Genomic DNA, 16,577 nt, shown 5'->3' on the forward strand with positions numbered 1-16,577 from the left:
CGGTACCGCCGCGGACACCGCCGGTCCGCCCCGCGCCGGCTTGTTAAACTGGGCCTCGATCCCCCTGTCCGCACCGTTGCTCGGTGCCTGGGCCGTCTCGTCCGCCGTGTCGCCCGGGGGCGTACTGACCTGACCGAACACCGAGCTCCCGGAGCGGCCCGTGCTACAGCTGCTGGCGATCCATGTGGTGGCGGCGGTGCTCGCGCCCATGGTCGTCGGCCGCTTCGGCCGCCGGGCCTTCATCGGCCTCGCCGCGGTGCCGGCCTCCGCGGCGGTGTGGGCCGCGACGCAGACGTCCCGCGTGCTCGCCGGGGACCACCCGGTCCAGTCGGTGCCGTGGGTGCCCGCGCTGAACCTCGACCTGGTGTTCCGGCTCGACGTCCTGTCCTGGCTGATGGTCCTGGTCGTCGGCGGCATCGGCGCCCTCGTGCTGGTGTACTGCGCCGCCTACTTCTCCGCCTCGGCCACCGCCCTGGGCCGGTTCGCCGGCGTCTTCGTGGCGTTCGCCGGGGCGATGCTCGGCCTGGTCGTCACCGACAACTCCCTGATGCTGTACGTGTTCTGGGAGCTGACCACCGTCTTCTCCTACCTGCTCATCGGCCACTACCACGAGCGCCAGTCCTCCCGGCGTGCGGCCATGCAGGCCATCATCGTCACCACCCTCGGCGGCCTGGCCATGCTGGGCGGGCTCATCCTCCTCGGCGAGGTCGACGGGGGTTCCTACCTGCTCAGCGAGCTCGTCGCCTCCGCCGCCGCCGGCGAGCTCGGCGCGGGTGCCCACCCCGCCCTGGTGCCGGTGGCCGTCGCCGCCGTGCTCCTCGGCGCGCTGAGCAAGTCCGCCCAGGTGCCGTTCCACTTCTGGCTGCCGGCCGCCATGGCCGCGCCGACGCCGGTCAGCGCCTACCTGCACGCCGCCGCCATGGTCAAGGCGGGCGTCTACCTCGTCGCGCGGCTGGCCCCCGGCCTGGCGGACCAGGCCGTGTGGCGCTGGATGGTGATCGGCCTCGGCGTGCTCACCATGCTCGTCGGCGGGTACCGGGCGCTGCGCCAGCACGACCTGAAGCTGGTCCTCGCCTTCGGGACCGTCTCCCAGCTGGGTCTGATCATCGTGCTGGTCGGGCACGGCGACCGCGCCGTCGCCCTCGCCGGCCTCGCCATGCTGCTCTCCCACGCCCTGTTCAAGGCGTGCCTCTTCCTGCTGGTCGGCGTCATCGACTGGTCGGTCGGCACCCGTGACCTGCGCCAGCTCTCCGGCCTCGGGCGGCGGATGCCGGTGGCGGCGACGGCGGCCGGGCTCGCCGTCGCCTCGATGGCGGGCGTGCCGCCGACGCTGGGCTACGTGGCCAAGGAGGCGGCGCTCGAGTCCCTCGTGCACCTGGGCACCCGCGCCGACCTCTGGGTCCTCGCCGCGGTGGCGCTCGGTTCCGTCCTGACCCTGGCCTACGGGCTGCGCCTGTGGTGGGGCGCGTTCTGGGACAAGCCCGGCGTGGAGCAGCGGGAGGCGCAGCGCACCTCCCGGCTGATCATGGCCTCGCCGGTGGCGCTCGCCGCCCTCAGCCTCGCCGGCGGCCTCGTCCCGGGCACGGTCGAGCGCGCCCTCGCCCCGTACGCCGACACCTACCCGGGAGAGGCCGGCCACCTGACGCTCTGGGGCGGGTTCGGCGTGCCGCTGGCGGTCACCGCCGGCGTGCTGGTGCTCGGCTCCGCGATGTTCGTCTGGCGCAGGCCGGTCGAGCGGTTCCAGCGCTCCTTCCGCGACGTCGAGGGTGCCGAGGGCCTGTACCGCCGGTCCCTGCGCGCCCTGGACAACCTCTCCGCCGACGTCACCGCGCTCACCCAGCGCGGGTCGCTGCCCGCGTACCTCTCGACGATCCTCATCACCGTCGTCGTCGTCGCCCTGGGCGCCGTCGCGGTCGGCGGGGCGGCCTGGCCCGAGCGGTTCCGCGTCTGGGACAGCCCGGCGCAGCTGGCCACCGCCGTCGTCATATCCGTCGCCGCCGTCCTGGCCGCCCGCGCCCGCCGTCGTCTCAAGGCGGTGCTGCTGCTCGGGGTCGCCGGCTACGGCGTCGCCCTGCTCTACGAGCTGCACGGCGCGCCCGACCTGGCGCTGACGCAGGTGCTGGTCGAGACCGTCACGCTCGTCGTCTTCGTCCTCGTGCTGCGCCGCCTGCCCGCGTACTTCTCCAACCGGCCGCTGGCCACCTCCCGCTGGTGGCGGGCCATCCTCGGCGTCGTCGTCGGGCTGACGGCCGCCGCGCTCGCGGTCCTGGCCGCCGGCGCCCGCGTGCACGCGCCGGTCTCCGTCGCGTACCCCGACGAGGCCTACCAGTACGGGTACGGCAAGAACATCGTCAACGTCACCCTCGTCGACATCCGCGCCTGGGACACCATGGGCGAGATCTCGGTGATCCTCGTGGCGGCCACCGGGGTCGCCTCCCTCGTCTTCCTGCGCAGCCGCATCGGGCACATCGACCGCGCGGCCGACGCCCGCCGCGCGCCGGTCTGGGCCCCGGGGGCGGGGGAGAGCGACGGCGGGGCTCGCCTGCGCCGCGGCATGCTGGACAGGCCGCGCCAGGACCGCGTCCCCGGCCGCGGCCGGACCTGGCTAAGCGCCGGGGCGACCGTGCCCCCGCAGCGGCGCAGCGTCATCTTCGAGGTCGGCACCCGGATGGTCTTCCACACCATGCTGGTGTTCTCGGTGTTCCTGCTCTTCTCCGGCCACAACGCCCCCGGCGGCGGGTTCTCCGGCGGGCTCGTGGCCGGCGTCGCCCTGACCGTTCGGTACCTGGCGGGCGGGCGCTACGAGCTCGGCGAGGCCGCCCCTGTCCACCCCGGCCACCTGCTGGGCACCGGGCTGTTCCTCTCGGCGGGGGCCGGCGCCGTGCCCGTCCTCTTCGGCGGGACGATCCTGCAGTCCACGATCGTCGACGTCACCCTGCCGGTCTTCGGCGACGTCCACCTGGCGACCGCCCTGTTCTTCGACATGGGCGTCTACCTCGTCGTGATCGGGCTGGTGCTCGACATCCTGCGCTCCCTCGGTGCCGAGGTGGACCGCCACGGCGAGATCGAGGGCAAGCAGGCCCCCGACGTCGCCTACGACGACCCGGCCCGCGTCCGCGACGACGCCGCGCCGGCGCCCGACGCCCGCCGCGAGGACGAGGCCCTGGCCCCGCGAGGAGGTGCCCGGTGAACATCGACATGGCGCCCAGCCTCACGCTGATCGTGCTCGTCGCCGTCCTGGTCGGGACCGGCGTGTACCTGCTCCTCGAGCGGTCGCTGAGCCGCGTCATCATCGGCATCGCCCTGATCAGCAACGGCGTCAACGTGCTCATGCTCGTCGCCGGCGGCAGCGCCGGCGGGCCCCCGATCCTCGGCGAGACGGCCCCGGAGGAGATGTCCGACCCGCTCCCGCAGGCCATGGTGCTCACGGCCATCGTCATCACCCTCGGCATGACGGCATTCCTGCTCGCGATGGCGTACCGGTCCTGGCAGCTCAACGGCCACGACGAGGTCCAGGACGACCTCGAGGACCGCCGCATCGCCCGCCGCGCGGCACGCGACGAGCTGTCCGAGCGGGTCACCGACGACTCCGGCGCGACCCTCGCCGAGGACGCCGCGAGCACCCGGGACGAGACGGCCCGGGGCGAGGACGCGCACGCCCGGGCCGGCCACCACCCTGCCGCCATGGGGGCCGACGACGAGGAGGCCAAGCCATGACCTGGCTCGTCGCGCTGCCCGTCGTCCTGCCGCTGATCGGCGCGGGCGTGGCCCTTGCGCTCGCCCGCTACCCGCGGGTCCAGGGCGTCGTCTCCGTCTCGGTGCTCTCCGTCGTGCTTGCCGTCTCCGTCGCGCTGCTCGTGATGGTCAACTCGGGACCGATGGTGCTCGACGTCGGCGGCTGGGCCGCTCCGGTGGGCATCTCCCTCGTGGTGGACCGGCTGGCCGCGCTCATGCTCGTCGTCTCCGTGACGGTCACGCTGGCCGTCCTGCTGTACTCGCTCGCGCAGGGTGTGGCGGACGGGGACGAGGGCGCCCCCCTGGCGGTGTACCACCCGACGTTCCTGGTCCTCTCCGCCGGGGTCTCGAACACCTTCGTCTCCGGTGACCTGTTCAACCTCTACGTCGGCTTCGAGATCCTGCTGGCGGCGAGCTTCGTGCTGATCACCCTCGGCGGCACGCGCGACCGGATCCGGTCCGGGACCATCTACGTGGTCGTCTCGCTGATCAGCTCCGTGGTGTTCCTCGTGGGCATCGCCCTGATCTACGCGGCCACGGGCACGGTCAACCTCGCCCAGCTCGCCATGCGGCTGCCGGAGATAGACCCGGGCATGCAGCTGATCCTGCAGCTCATGCTGCTGGTCGGGTTCGGGATCAAGGCGGCCGTCTTCCCGCTCTCCGCGTGGCTGCCGGACTCCTACCCGACCGCGCCCGCCCCGGTGACGGCCGTGTTCGCGGGCCTGCTCACCAAGGTCGGCGTCTACGCGATCATCCGCACCCAGGTGCTCCTCTTCCCCGACGGGCGGCTCGACGACCTGCTCAAGGTGGTGGCCCTGGCCACGATGGTGGTCGGGATCCTCGGCGCCGTGGCGCAGGAGGACATCAAGCGTCTGCTCTCCTTCACCCTGGTGAGCCACATCGGCTTCATGATCTGGGGCATCGCCACCTCCTCGGAGGCGGGCCTGTCGGCGGCGATCTTCTACGTCGCCCACCACATCACCGTGCAGACCGCCCTCTTCCTCGTGGCGGGCCTGATCGAGCGCCGCGGCGGAACCACCTCCCTCGTGCGGCTGGGCTCGCTCGCCCGCCTCGCCCCGCTGCTGGCCGTCCTCTTCTTCGTCCCGGCCATGAACCTCGCCGGCATCCCGCCCATGAGCGGGTTCCTCGGCAAGGCCGGCCTGATCGAGGCGGCGGCGCAGGACGGCTCCGGGCTGTCCTACACGCTCATCGCCGGCGGGCTGGTCACCTCGCTCCTGACCCTCTACGCGATCGTGAAGACCTGGAACATGGCGTTCTGGCAGGAGGCCCCCGAGCCGCTGCCGGAGACGACGACGCCGCGCGGCATGGTCGGACCGGCCGCCGGGCTGGTCGTCTTCTCCCTGCTGCTGGCCGCCCTCGCCGGGCCGCTGTACGACTACACCGACCGCGCCGCGCGCGACCTGCGCGCCCGCGTGCCGTACATCATCTCCGTCCTGCCCGAGGGGGGCCGGGGCACCGGGCAGTCGCCCGAGGTGACCCAGGAGGGGGAGCGCGGCGCGCCGGAGGACACCGGTGAGACGGACGGGGGTGAGGGCGGATGACCGGACAGACGGACTCACGCGTGCCCGGGGCGACGGGCGCGCCGCCGCACGACCGTCGCAGGGCCCGCTGGCCGCGGGCGTCGTGGGGGATGCTCGCCTGGCTGACCGCGGTGTGGGTCCTGCTGTGGGGAGACATCACGGTGGCCAACGTGGTCGCGGGCCTCGGCGTCGCGCTGCTCGTCACCACGGTCGCACCCCTGCCGCGGACCCCGTTCGACGGCCGCTTCCGGCCGTGGGGCGTCCTGGTGCTGGCGACGCGCTTCGCGTACGACGTCGTCGTCGCGTCGCTGCAGATCTCCGCCATGGCCCTGTCCGGGCGGCAGCCCCGGGGCGCCGTGATCCGCGTCCGGCTGCGCTCGCACTCCGACACCTACCTCACCGCGACCGCCGGCTTCTCGTCCCTCGTCCCGGGTTCGATCGTGGTCGAGGCGCACCGGGTCACCGGCACGTTGTACCTCCACGTCTTCGACGTCGAGATGCACGGCGGCCTCGACGCGGCCCACCGGACGGTCCTCGAGCAGGAGGAGCGCATCCTGCGTGCCGTGGCGTCGCGGGCGGAGCTCGTCGACGCCGGGTACGTGCCCGGCTCCTCCCGCCGCGCCGGTCGCCTCCCGCGCACCGAGGGGGTGGGGCGATGACGGAGACCATCGTCTTCGCGTACTGCCTCGTGGTCATCGGCATCGCCGCGCTGGTGGCCCTCGTCCGGATGGAGAAGGGCCCCACCATGCTGGACCGCGTGGTGTCGCTCGACGTCGTCACCGCCGCCGTCCTGGGAGCGGTGGCGCTGATCAGCGCCCGCTCCGGCCGCACCGACCTCGTCCCGGTGCTCGTGGTGCTGGCGATCGTCGGCTTCGTCGGATCGGTGACCATCGCCCGCTTCGCCGCGGTGGAGGCCCCCGAGGAGGCCCGCATCCTCACCAAGGAGGAGCTCGCGGAGGTGCTCGCCCAGCAGCGCGCGCTCAGCGACGAGGACGCCCCGGTCCACGACCCCGACGCCGACGACGGCCCGTCGCGCCCGGGCGTGGACCCCGGGGACGACGCCGCCGCGGCGGCGTCGGTGGACGCCCGCCTCGACGGTGACGCAGGGGAGGGGGGCCGATGACCGCCGCCGGCATCGCCGACGTCGCCGGGATGGTGCTCCTGGTGCTCGGCTCCACCCTCACCCTCGTCGCCGCGATCGCGGTCCTGCGGTTCCGGGACCTGTTCTCGCGGATGCACGCGGCGACCAAGCCCCAGGTGCTCGGGCTGACGCTCATGATGGCCGGGCTGGCGCTCACGGTGCGCAACCCGGTGGTCGGCTGGACCCTGGTGCTGGTGGTCGCCTTCCAGCTGATCACCGCGCCCATCTCCGCCCACATGGTCGGCCGTGCCGGCTACCGCACCGGGAAGGTCGACTCCGCGGCCCTCGTCGTCGACGAGCTGACCCAGGACCTCGAGGCCTCCGAGAACCTCTCCGACGAGGAGGTCGAGCGGCGGATCGCCGTGCTCGACCGCGACCTCGCACGGTCCGGCGACGGGCGGGCCGGGGACGGGCGGGCCGGGGACGGACGGTCCGGGGACGGGCGGTCCGGGGACGGCAGGGCCGGGGACGGACGGGTCGACGGCGCCACGGGGCCCGGCAGGGGCTGACCGGCGCGTCGGCGATGTGCGCCCGCTCGCGACCGGGTCCGTCCGGCGGTGTCGCGGGCAGATGGAGCTGCGACGGCCCGCCGGCCGGTCTGGAGTGGCTGGACGCCATCGCCCGTATGCAGGCGGCGGCGGCGTCGGGCATGATCGAGGGGCACGCACGAGCCGCCGTGGACGGCGCACGCATCGATCAGGGAGCACCGCATGGACATCGGCTGGAGAGTCGTGAGCACGGGGGCGACGCTCGCCGCCACCCTGCTCACCACCAAGGCGGTCACCGCCGGCTGGAAGGCCGTCACGGGCAGGGACGCGCCCGTGGACGAGGACGACCCCGAGGTGGAGTGGTGGGAGGTCATCGCGTTCACCGTGGTCTCCGGCGCGCTCCTCGGCCTGGCCCGCCACTTCGCGCTGCGCGGCGCCACCAAGTTCTACGGCGGTCCGGTGGAGAAGCGCATCGACAAGGTCTGACCTCCGCGGTGCTAAGGTGCCGGTGATACGACAGGGGAGCGCCGACCGGGCGCTGAGAGTGCGGACATCCGCAGACCCTCGAACCTGCACCGGTTAGCACCGGCGAAGGAAGTCGGGACTTCTCTCCCCGTGGCCGCGCACCAGCGCCCGGCCGCGGGCCCTCCTGCACCTCGGGAGGACACGATGACCAGCACCATCACCCGCCGCCGGCCCACCTCGGGCCGTCGCGCCGCCTCGGCCGTCTCGGCGACCACCGCCGTCGCCACCCTCGTCCTGGCCGGCTGCAGCCTGGGCGGCGGGGACGGCGGCGGCGCGGACGTCGGGGCGACGGCGAACGGCGGCGCCGCGGGCGGCGGCACGCTCACCGTCGTCACCCACGACTCCTTCGCCCTCAGCCAGGAGCTCCTGGACCAGTTCGAGGCGGACACCGGCTACCAGCTCGAGATGGTCGCCCCCGGCGACGGCGGCGCGCTGGTCAACCAGCTCGTCCTCACCGCCGACTCGCCGCTGGGCGACGTGGTCTATGGCATCGACAACTCCTTCGCGGCGCGCGCGATCGACGCGGGCGTGCTCGAGCCGTACACCCCCGCGGACCTGCCCACCTCCGCGGAGCAGCACGCCGTGGACGACGCGGGCTCGCTCACCCCGGTCGACATGGGCGACGTGTGCCTGAACGTCGACCACCAGTGGTTCACCGAGCAGGGCGTCCCCGAGCCCACCACCCTCGAGGACCTCACCGACCCCGCGTACAAGGACCTCCTCGTCGTCACCAACCCCGCGACGTCGTCGCCCGGCCTGTCCTTCCTGCTCGCCACGGTCGGCGCCTTCGGCGAGGACGGCTGGCAGCAGTACTGGGAGGACCTGAAGGCCAACGGGGTCAAGGTCGTCGAGGGCTGGTCCGACGCCTACTACGTCGACTTCTCCGGCTCCGAGGGTGCCGGTCCGCGCCCGATCGTGCTCTCCTACGCCTCCTCGCCGGCGGCGGAGGTGCCCGAGGGCGGCGGCGAGCCGCGCACCGGCGCGATGCTCGACACGTGCTTCCGGCAGGTCGAGTACGCCGGCGTGCTGGCCGGTGCGGAGAACCCCGACGGTGCGCGCGCCTTCGTGGACTTCCTCGTCTCGCCCGAGGTGCAGGCCGACATCCCGGGCCAGATGTACATGTACCCCGTGGACGACACGGTCGAGCTCCCCGAGGCGTGGGCCGAGCACGCCCCGCTCGCCGAGGAGCCCTTCGCCGTCGACCCGGCAACGATCAGCGCCAACCGCGAGGAGTGGATCTCCACCTGGTCCGAGATCGTGATCGGCTGATGGCCCGGCGGCTGGGATGGGCGCTGGCGACGGCGGTGCCGCTGGTCTTCCTCGGCACCTTCTTCGCCTGGCCCGTCCTGGCCATCGTCGGCCAGGGGTTCTTCCCCGACGGCGCCCTCGACCTCTCCGCCGTCGGCGAGGTCTTCTCCCGGTCCCGGACCTGGCGGATCGTCGGCCTGACCGTGGCACAGGCCGTGGCCGGCACCGCGCTGGCGGTGCTGCTCGGCGTGCCCGGCGCCTACGTCCTCTACCGGTGCCGCTTCCGCGGCCGCGGGCTCGTGCGTGCGTTCGTCACGGTCCCGTTCGTGCTGCCCACCGTGGTGGTCGGCGTCGCGTTCCGCGCGCTGCTGGCGGAGGGCGGGCTGCTCGGCTTCCTCGGGCTGGACGGGACGTTCGCCGCGATCGTCGCGGCGCTGGTGTTCTTCAACTACGCCCTCGTGGTCCGCACCGTCGGCGGGCTGTGGGCACGGCTGGACCCGCGCGCGGAGCAGGCCGCCCGCGCGCTCGGCGCCTCGCCCGCCCGCGCGTTCCGCACCGTGACGCTCCCGGCGCTCGGCCCGGCGATCGCCTCGGCGGCATCGATGGTGTTCCTCTTCTGCGCCACCGCCTTCGGGGTGGTGCTCGTCCTCGGCGGGCTGCGCTTCGGCACCATCGAGACCGAGATCTGGATCCAGACCACCCAGTTCCTCGACCTGCGGGCCGCCGCGGTCCTCTCCGTGGTCCAGCTCGTGGTGGTCGCCGCCGCGCTCACCCTCGCCGGGCGCAGCCGTCGGCGTCAGGAGCGCGCCCTGCGGCTGCGCACCGACAACGACGCCGGCAACCAGCTGCGCCTCGTCGTCCGCCGCGGCGGCTCGCTGCGCCCCGGGCCGGATCTCGGCCCCGCCCTGGTGACCGCCGCCGTCGTCGTGGGACTGCTCGGCCTGCCGCTGGCGGGCCTGGTGGTGCGGTCCTTCCGCACCCCCGACAGCGGCTGGGGCCTGGCCAACTACGTCAACCTCGGCACCACCGGCGGCCCCAACGCCCTGACGGTCACCGTCTGGGAGGCCACCGCCAACTCCCTGCGCGTCGCCGTCGACGCCACCGTCATCGCCGTCACGGTCGGCACCCTGGTCGCGCTGGTCGTCTCCCGCCGACCCCGCCGCCGCGCCGCCCGCCGGGCGGTGAACCTGCTCGACGCGCTGTTCATGCTGCCGCTCGGCGTCTCCGCGGTCACCGTCGGCTTCGGGTTCCTCATCACCCTGGACCGCCCGCCGCTGGACCTGCGCAGCTCACCGGTCCTCGTCCCGATCGCCCAGGCGGTCGTGGCCACGCCCATGGTGGTGCGCACGGTGCTGCCGGTGCTGCGCGCCATCGACCCACGCCTCCGCGAGGCCGCCGCGACCCTGGGTGCGTCGCCCGGGCGGGTGCTCGCCACCGTCGACGGGCCGTTCCTCGTCCGTGGCCTGGGCCTGGCGATCGGCTTCGCCTTCGCCGTCTCGCTCGGCGAGTTCGGCGCCACCTCGTTCCTCGCCCGGCCCGACCGGCCCACCCTGCCGGTGGTCGTCTTCCGGCTCATCGGCCGCCCCGGCGCCGAGAACTACGGCATGGCGATGGCGGCCGCCGTCGTGCTCGCGGTCCTCACCGCGACGGTCATGGGTCTCGCCGAGAAGCTGCGCACGAAGGAGGCCTCCGAGTGGTGACCAGAGACCTGCGGTTCCGGACCGCTCCCGCTGCGGCGGCCGCGCCGTCGTCCCCGGCCGCCGGCCCTCAGCCGGACCCCGGCCGGCGCCCAGGCCTGGCAGTGCGCGGCCTCGTCGTCCGCTACGAGGGGCCCGGGAAGGCCGGGACGACGGCGGTGGCCGGGGTCGACCTGGACGTCGCCGTCGGGGAGGTCGTCGCTCTGCTCGGGCCGTCCGGCTCGGGCAAGTCGTCGCTGCTGCGCGCCGTGGCCGGGCTGGAGCCCGTGGCCGCCGGCACGGTGACCTGGGACGGGCGGGACGTCACCGGCGTGCCCGTGCACCGCCGCGGCTTCGGGCTGATGTTCCAGGACGGCCAGCTCTTCCCGCACCGGTCGGTGGCGGGCAACGTCGGGTACGGCCTGGCGGCGGCGGGGCTGACGCGGGCGGCCCGGGACGCGCGCGTGGCGGAGCTGCTCGAGCTCGTCGGGCTGGCCGGCTACGGCCCGCGCGCCGTCACCACCCTCTCGGGCGGGCAGGCGCAGCGGGTGGCGCTGGCGCGGTCCCTCGCCCCGGCGCCCCAGCTGCTGCTGCTCGACGAGCCGCTCTCGGCGCTGGACCGGGGGCTCCGCGAGCGCCTCACCGGCGAGCTGCACGACATCCTGCGCCGCACCGGCACCACGGCCCTGTACGTCACGCACGACCACGACGAGGCGTTCACGGTCGCCGACCGGGTGGCGGTGATGATCGACGGGCGCCTCGCCCAGGTGGACGAGCCGGGCCGGCTGTGGCGGGCACCGGTCGATCGCGCCGTGGCCGCCTTCCTCGGGTACGGGCCGTTCCTCCCGGCCGAGCGACGCGGCGACGTGGCCAGCACGGTGCTGGGGGAGGTGCCGGTGCGCGGGACGGGCCGGGCGGTGCTCAGCGAGCCCGGCGACGTCGTGGTCGGCCTGGGGCCGGGGGCGCTCCAGGTGGTCACCGGCGAGGGGTGGGCCGGCGGGCACGACCTGCAGGTGCCGGTGGCCGCGAGCCGGTTCGTCCGCGGCCGCACGGAGGTGGACGTCGAGCTGCCTGGCGGCCTGCTCGCATCCGCGGTGGCGGCGGGTGCGGTCGAGGTGGGGTCGCTGGTGCAGGTGCGGCTGGACCCCGACGGCGCCGTCGTCGTCCCCGCGGGCCCGACCGACTGACACATCGTCACGAGCCCCAACTGCTCGTCGGGCGTCACCACCTCTGACGAGCATGCCCTCACTGCTCGTCGGGCGGCAGCCCCTCTGACGAGCATGCCCTAAGTGCTCGTCGGGCAGGTCAGACGGGCGGTCAGGGCGTGTTCGGCCACCGGGACCTGCCGGCTCAGCCGGCTTCGCCGTAGTTCTCCACGACGGCGACGTCGAGGGCGAACTCGACCGGGAAGTTGCCGAAGAGCAGCCGGCCCGCCCGGGCGGCGGACTCCCGCACCGCCGCGGCGACGTCGTCCGCGAGCTCGGCGGGGGTGTGCACGATGACCTCGTCGTGGAGGAAGAAGACCAGGTGCGGACCGGTCGCCGCCCCGCCCTCGGCGCCCGGACCCAGGGAGCGCAGCCGCAGCCGGAGCTCCGCCATCCAGCACAGCGCCCACTCCGCCGCCGTGCCCTGCACCACGAAGTTGCGGGTGAAGCGGCCCCAGTCGCGCGCGAACTGCCTCGCGCGCCGGGTGTCCGCGTCGGTCGCGTCGGGCTCGCTCGCGCGGCGCTGGGCCTGCTGCCAGGACGCGGGCGGCGGCGGCGACGTGCGGCCCAGCCACGTGCTCACCACCCCGCCGCGCTCGCCGGTCCGGGCGGCCTCCTCCACGACGGCGGTCGCGCGCGGGTAGGCACGCACGAGCCGGGGCATGAGCTGCCCCGACTCCCCGGTGGTCGCGCCGTACAGCGCGCCGAGCATCGCCACCTTGGCGCGGGCGCGGGTGTCGACGACGCCGTCGTCCACGAGCCCCTGGTACAGGTCCGCACCCCGCCCGGCCTGCGCCATCGCCGAGTCGCGGGACATCGCGGCGAGCACGCGCGGCTCGAGCTGCGCGGCGTCGGCGACGACGAGCCGCCACCCCGGGTCGGCCGCGACGGCGGCCCGTACCTGCTTGGGCAGCTGGAGCGCGCCGCCGCCGCTGGTGGCCCACCGGCCGGTGACGACCCCGCCGGGGACGTAGTCGGGGTGGAAGCGTGCGCGCCCGTCGCTCGCGCGCGGACGGATCCACGCGTCCATCCAGGCCCAGCCGTTCGCGCTGAGCAGGCGCGCGAGCTTCTTATACTCCAGCAGGGGCGCGATGACCGGATGGTCGTAGCGTGCCAGCTCCCACTTCCGGGTGGTGCTCACCTCGACCCCGGCCGAGTGGAGGGCGCGCAGCAGCTCGGCGGGGGAGTCGGGGTTGAGCGCGGGCGCTCCCAGGTGGCCGCGGATCTCGGCGGCGAGGCTCTCGAGACGCGCGGGCCGAGCCCCGGCCGGCGGGCGCGGGCCCAGCAGCTCTGTGAGCAGGCGGTCGTGGACCTCGCGGTCCCACGGGAGCCCGTCGTGCGCCATCTCGGCGGCCAGGAGCGCGCCGGCGGACTCGGCCGCGAGCAGCAGCCGGAGCCGGCCGGGTTCGGAGGCGGCGTCGACGGCGGCGGTCTGGCGGTCGTGCTCGGCGAGGACCTCCTCCGCGCTGAGCGCCGGACCGACGGCGTCGAGCAGCGTCGGCTCGTGCGCGGGGTCGGTGGCGTGGTCCCAGGGGCCGTCCGGGCCGGTGGCGAGGGCAGAGGCGGCGCTGGCGGCCGCGTTCCGGAGGATCACGTGGCACAGCCGAAGGTCGTGGCAGCGCTCCACCCTGACGCCGGCGCGCAGCAGCGGCGGGTAGGTGGTCGCGGTGTCCGCCCACACCCAGCGCGGGCGGTGGTCCTCCTCGAGCCGGCGGACGCGCTCGGGCAGGTCGCCGGCGGCGACGACGTCCCCGGCGCCCGCGAGGCCAGCGGCACCTGGGCGGTCACCGGTACCTGCGCCGTCGGCGAGCGGCCTCAGGTGCGCGCCGCCGTCGACGGCGGAGACCACGATCCTCACCGCCGCAGCGTATGCGGGGCGCTCACCCTCACCGCGCACGTGGCGTCGGTCCCGGCCACGGCCGGCGTCGGTCCCGCTGGCACGTGCCGTCGCTCGCGGCGGCGCGGGTGGCGTCGCTCCCGGCGGCGGGGGGCGGTCGATCCCTGGCGGGGAGCCTCAGTCCTCCGGCTGCGCGGCGAGGCCCGCGTAGTAGCTCGACTGCGCCGGGTAGTAGTCCTCGAACTTCACCGGTGCCAGACCAGCTTGAGCGGCCAGCAGGTTGTCGAGGTAGTACTCCCAGCCGGGTCCGACGTCGGCGGGGTCGGCGGCCGCGTCGAGGTGGTGGACGAGGGTGACGGTGCTGCCCCCGCCGGTCTCCGCCACGAACACCTCGAGCGGCCAGCCGCCGGCCTCGTCGCTGAGCCTGACGGCCAGGTGGCGCGGCGGCTCGCACGCGGTGATCGTCACGGCCGACTCGGGGTTTCCCTCCTCGAAGTTCAGGGTGAACCGGACCGTGCTGCCGGCTCCCGGCGTGCCCGACCAGCCGCCGATCCAGCGGGCCGTCTTCTCCGGCTCGGTCAGCCACGCCCACAGCTCCTCGACCGGGACGTCCAGCGTCCGCGCGAGCCTCAGGTCTCTGCCGTCTTCGGTCGCGACGAGCGACCCCGTCGGTGTGGTGTTCATGCGTGCACCTCCGGCAGTCCCTTGCCGCCGACGACGGCGAGGTCGGCCTGGTCCGGCGCGTGAGTCATGGGCCCACCGTAGGGCGCGTACCCGGGCCACGGCGCGCTATGACGACGCGTCTCCGCGCCGCCGGGCCACGGCTCTCACGAGGCCGCGAGGTCCTGCACCGAGCGGGACAGCACGCAGAACTCGTTGCCCTCCGGATCGGCCAGCACCACCCAGCTCACGTCCGGGCCCTGCCCCACGTCCGCCCGGACCGCGCCGAGCGAGATGAGGCGCTCGACCTCCTCAGCCTGGGTGGAGCCGTCGGCGCGCAGATCGAGGTGCAGCCGGTTCTTCACCGTCTTGGGCTCGGGCACGTGGATCACGTCGATGCCCGGGCCGCCGTCACGGGGCCCGATGCTGATGATGCCGGAGTCGATCTCGAGCTCGACCCAGCCGAGCGCAGCGAGCCAGAAGTCGGCCACTCGGCGCGGGTCGTGCGCGTCGATGGCGAGGGCGGCGATGGTCGCGGTCATGCGCCGAGCATGCCGTTCGGGGCCCGTTGCCGCACGACGCCCGGCCGTCACCCGGTGAGACCGGACGGCCCCAACGCGATACGGGCGGGGCGCCTGTCGGTCAGAGCTGGGCGATCCGCCGGGCGTGAGCCAGCTCGGCCGCGGTGACCTGAACCTCGTAGCGCGAGGCCTCGAGGCCCTTGACCGAGGCGAAGTCGCGCTTGCCCCGGGTCGACCAGTGGGCGAGGAAGCCGAAGAGGGCGCCCCACACCGCGCCCAGGACGACGGCGGTCAGCAGGACGGTGAGCCAGGCGGCACCCGGCAGGAACAGGCCGAGCAGCAGGCCCATGAGCAGCCCGAACCAGGCGCCGCTGCCGGCGCCGCGCAGCGCGGCGGATCCGTTGGTGACCCGCCTCGTCACCTGCTCCACCGAGTGCAGCCCGGTGCCGATGATGCGGACCTGGCCGACGGGGAAATCGTTGTCGGAGAGATGGTCGACGAGGCTCTGCGCCTCGGTGTAGCTGTCGAGCTCGACGAGCGGACGGTAGTCGCTCGCCGTGCCGGTCGTGGGGGTCAGAGTCGGGCTCGTGGTCGGCGTCGTGGTCATACGGCCTCCTCAGCAGTAGTAGTTGGACTGTGCCAACGTATTGCCGGTGCTGTGGCGAAGCATCTTGAGGTGGCGCGCGTCACGCCCGGTTGGCGTGCGCGGCGAGGGTCTCGCGCAGCACGTCGGGCCGGTCGGTGATGATCCCGGCGACGCCGGCGTCGGCAAGGCGCCGGATCGTGGGGACGTCGTTGACGGTCCACGCGACGACGCCGAGCCCGAGGTCAGCGGCCATCTGCACCAGCCGACCGGTGGTGCGGGGGTCGGCGAGGACGGGCACCCGGCCGTAGCGCAGGCTCACGTGGGCGAAGGAGCCGGTGGCGACGCCGGAGCTGGCACGCACCCCCGTCCGCGCGGCGACGATCAGTGCCGTCAGGGCCCGCCAGCCGAGCGCCGTCGTCAGGGCAGCACCGCACGCCCGGCGGATCGCCGCCAGCCAGGGGTCCCAGCCGCCGGCCACGCAGACCCGCGCGGCGGAGCCCGTGCGCCGGATCGCCTCGATGGTGGGCACGACGGCGCGCTCCTCCTTGACGTCGATCGTGACGCAGGCGTCGGGGAAGGCCGCGAGGAGGTCCTCCAGGCGCAGGACCGGCTCGGTGCCGAGCACGCGGGTGCGGCTGATCTCGGCCCAGGTCCGCGCGGCCACCGGGCCGCGGAGGCCTGTCACCCGGTCGAGCGTGCGGTCGTGGAAGGCAAGGGGGACGCCGTCGGCGGTGGTGCGGACGTCCGTCTCGAGGTAGGTCAGTCCCAGGCCGACGGCGCGGTCGAAGGCCGCGAGGGTGTTCTCCGGCGCGAGCTCCATGCCGCCGCGGTGGGCGAACGCCCACGGGCCGGGGTGGGAGCCGTAGCTGCCGGCCGGCCGCGGGGCGTGACGGCCGGGGGCGAGAGGGGGTGCGGTGCGGGCGGGGCGAGGGGCTGCTGCGAGCGTGGCCACGACCCCCATCATGGTGATACGGACGGGCCGCGGGTGCGGCGGCGGCCGCCCAGCGCCAAGGATTCACCGACCCGCCACCGCGCCGTTGCCCCGGGGTCGCCCGTGGTTCCGGAATGGGGCGGGCCGGTCCGTTGTTGCCCCGGCATGGACACCTCAGTGCGCGCTGCCGAGAACCGGTTCGAGATCCTGGTCGCGGGTGACGTCGTCGGCGTCGCCGAGTACCTCGACGACGGAGGCCGGCGCATCTTCCACCACACGCGCGTCGACGATGCGATGTCGGGCAAGGGACTCGCCGGGCGTCTCGTCGGGCACGCCCTCGACGAGACCCGCAAGGAGGGCCGGCGGATCGTGCCGGTGTGCTCCTACGTCAACTCCTACGTGGGGCGCCACGACGAGTACGCCGACGCGGTCGACCCCGCCACCGAGGCGGACGGCGACCTCGTCGAGTCCCGGGCCTAGCAG

The 16,577-nt window shown here is 74.6% G+C and carries 16 protein-coding genes and 1 riboswitch; of the genes, 11 read left to right on the forward strand and 5 right to left on the reverse strand.

The window, feature by feature from the left end; all coding sequences use genetic code 11:
• Window positions 1-160: 160 nt before the first annotated feature.
• The 10 genes from KZX45_RS12215 to KZX45_RS12260 all read left to right on the forward strand — a co-directional run bounded on the left by KZX45_RS12215 (window position 161) and on the right by KZX45_RS12260 (window position 11,541).
• Window positions 161-3,190, forward strand: coding sequence for a Na+/H+ antiporter subunit A (locus KZX45_RS12215; protein ID WP_248258010.1), 3,030 nt, complete (start codon window positions 161-163; stop codon window positions 3,188-3,190).
• An 8-nt stretch (window positions 3,191-3,198) separates the two neighbouring features.
• Window positions 3,199-3,717 carry a Na(+)/H(+) antiporter subunit C gene (locus tag KZX45_RS12220; protein WP_248258046.1) on the forward strand — a complete coding sequence of 173 codons (519 nt, stop codon included), beginning with the start codon at window positions 3,199-3,201 and terminating at the stop codon, window positions 3,715-3,717.
• Window positions 3,714-5,297: a Na+/H+ antiporter subunit D gene (locus tag KZX45_RS12225; protein WP_248258011.1), complete on the forward strand. Its 1,584-nt coding sequence runs from the start codon at window positions 3,714-3,716 to the stop codon at window positions 5,295-5,297. The genes KZX45_RS12220 and KZX45_RS12225 overlap by 4 nt, the downstream gene beginning before the upstream one ends.
• Window positions 5,294-5,935 (forward strand): Na+/H+ antiporter subunit E, encoded by a 642-nt coding sequence (locus KZX45_RS12230; RefSeq protein ID WP_248258012.1) that lies wholly within the window; start codon window positions 5,294-5,296, stop codon window positions 5,933-5,935. Before KZX45_RS12225 ends, KZX45_RS12230 begins: the two co-directional genes overlap by 4 nt.
• Window positions 5,932-6,399 (forward strand): monovalent cation/H+ antiporter complex subunit F, encoded by a 468-nt coding sequence (locus KZX45_RS12235; protein WP_248258013.1) that lies wholly within the window; start codon window positions 5,932-5,934, stop codon window positions 6,397-6,399. Before KZX45_RS12230 ends, KZX45_RS12235 begins: the two co-directional genes overlap by 4 nt.
• Entirely contained in the window at window positions 6,396-6,926 is a 531-nt protein-coding gene (mnhG, locus tag KZX45_RS20305; protein ID WP_308221739.1) for a monovalent cation/H(+) antiporter subunit G, read from the forward strand. The genes KZX45_RS12235 and mnhG overlap by 4 nt, the downstream gene beginning before the upstream one ends.
• Window positions 6,927-7,127: 201 nt before the next feature.
• Window positions 7,128-7,391, forward strand: coding sequence for a DUF4235 domain-containing protein (locus KZX45_RS12245; protein ID WP_248258014.1), 264 nt, complete (start codon window positions 7,128-7,130; stop codon window positions 7,389-7,391).
• A 22-nt stretch (window positions 7,392-7,413) separates the two neighbouring features.
• Window positions 7,414-7,519, forward strand: a riboswitch (TPP riboswitch).
• Window positions 7,520-7,574: 55 nt separating this feature from the next.
• Window positions 7,575-8,699, forward strand: coding sequence for a thiamine ABC transporter substrate binding subunit (locus KZX45_RS12250; protein ID WP_248258015.1), 1,125 nt, complete (start codon window positions 7,575-7,577; stop codon window positions 8,697-8,699).
• Complete coding sequence (locus tag KZX45_RS12255; protein WP_248258016.1) at window positions 8,699-10,378, forward strand: iron ABC transporter permease; 1,680 nt, start codon at window positions 8,699-8,701, stop codon at window positions 10,376-10,378. The genes KZX45_RS12250 and KZX45_RS12255 overlap by 1 nt, the downstream gene beginning before the upstream one ends.
• Window positions 10,375-11,541, forward strand: coding sequence for an ABC transporter ATP-binding protein (locus KZX45_RS12260; protein ID WP_374112590.1), 1,167 nt, complete (start codon window positions 10,375-10,377; stop codon window positions 11,539-11,541). The genes KZX45_RS12255 and KZX45_RS12260 overlap by 4 nt, the downstream gene beginning before the upstream one ends.
• A 163-nt stretch (window positions 11,542-11,704) precedes the next feature.
• Here KZX45_RS12260 and KZX45_RS12265 read toward each other — a convergent pair whose 3' ends face one another.
• The 5 genes from KZX45_RS12265 to KZX45_RS12285 all read right to left on the reverse strand — a co-directional run bounded on the left by KZX45_RS12265 (window position 11,705) and on the right by KZX45_RS12285 (window position 16,115).
• A complete protein-coding gene (locus KZX45_RS12265) occupies window positions 11,705-13,417 on the reverse strand; it encodes a bifunctional 3'-5' exonuclease/DNA polymerase (protein WP_308221740.1) in 1,713 nt (570 codons plus the stop codon).
• A gap of 156 nt (window positions 13,418-13,573) precedes the next feature.
• Window positions 13,574-14,080, reverse strand: coding sequence for an SRPBCC family protein (locus KZX45_RS12270; protein WP_248258017.1), 507 nt, complete (start codon window positions 14,078-14,080; stop codon window positions 13,574-13,576).
• A gap of 143 nt (window positions 14,081-14,223) precedes the next feature.
• A complete protein-coding gene (locus KZX45_RS12275) occupies window positions 14,224-14,598 on the reverse strand; it encodes a VOC family protein (RefSeq protein ID WP_248258018.1) in 375 nt (124 codons plus the stop codon).
• 100 nt (window positions 14,599-14,698) lie between these two features.
• Window positions 14,699-15,184: a general stress protein gene (locus KZX45_RS12280; RefSeq protein WP_248258019.1), complete on the reverse strand. Its 486-nt coding sequence runs from the start codon at window positions 15,182-15,184 to the stop codon at window positions 14,699-14,701.
• Window positions 15,185-15,263: 79 nt separating this feature from the next.
• Window positions 15,264-16,115 carry a glycerophosphodiester phosphodiesterase family protein gene (locus tag KZX45_RS12285; RefSeq protein ID WP_248258020.1) on the reverse strand — a complete coding sequence of 284 codons (852 nt, stop codon included), beginning with the start codon at window positions 16,113-16,115 and terminating at the stop codon, window positions 15,264-15,266.
• 156 nt (window positions 16,116-16,271) lie between these two features.
• Between KZX45_RS12285 and KZX45_RS12290 the strand changes: the two genes are divergently transcribed.
• Window positions 16,272-16,574, forward strand: a complete 303-nt coding sequence (locus KZX45_RS12290; protein ID WP_248258021.1) for a GNAT family N-acetyltransferase — start codon at window positions 16,272-16,274, stop codon at window positions 16,572-16,574.
• The last annotated feature ends 3 nt before the right edge of the window (window positions 16,575-16,577 follow it).

This window comes from Georgenia sp. EYE_87 (genome assembly GCF_023148685.1).
Taxonomy (GTDB): Bacteria; Actinomycetota; Actinomycetes; order Actinomycetales; family Actinomycetaceae; genus Georgenia.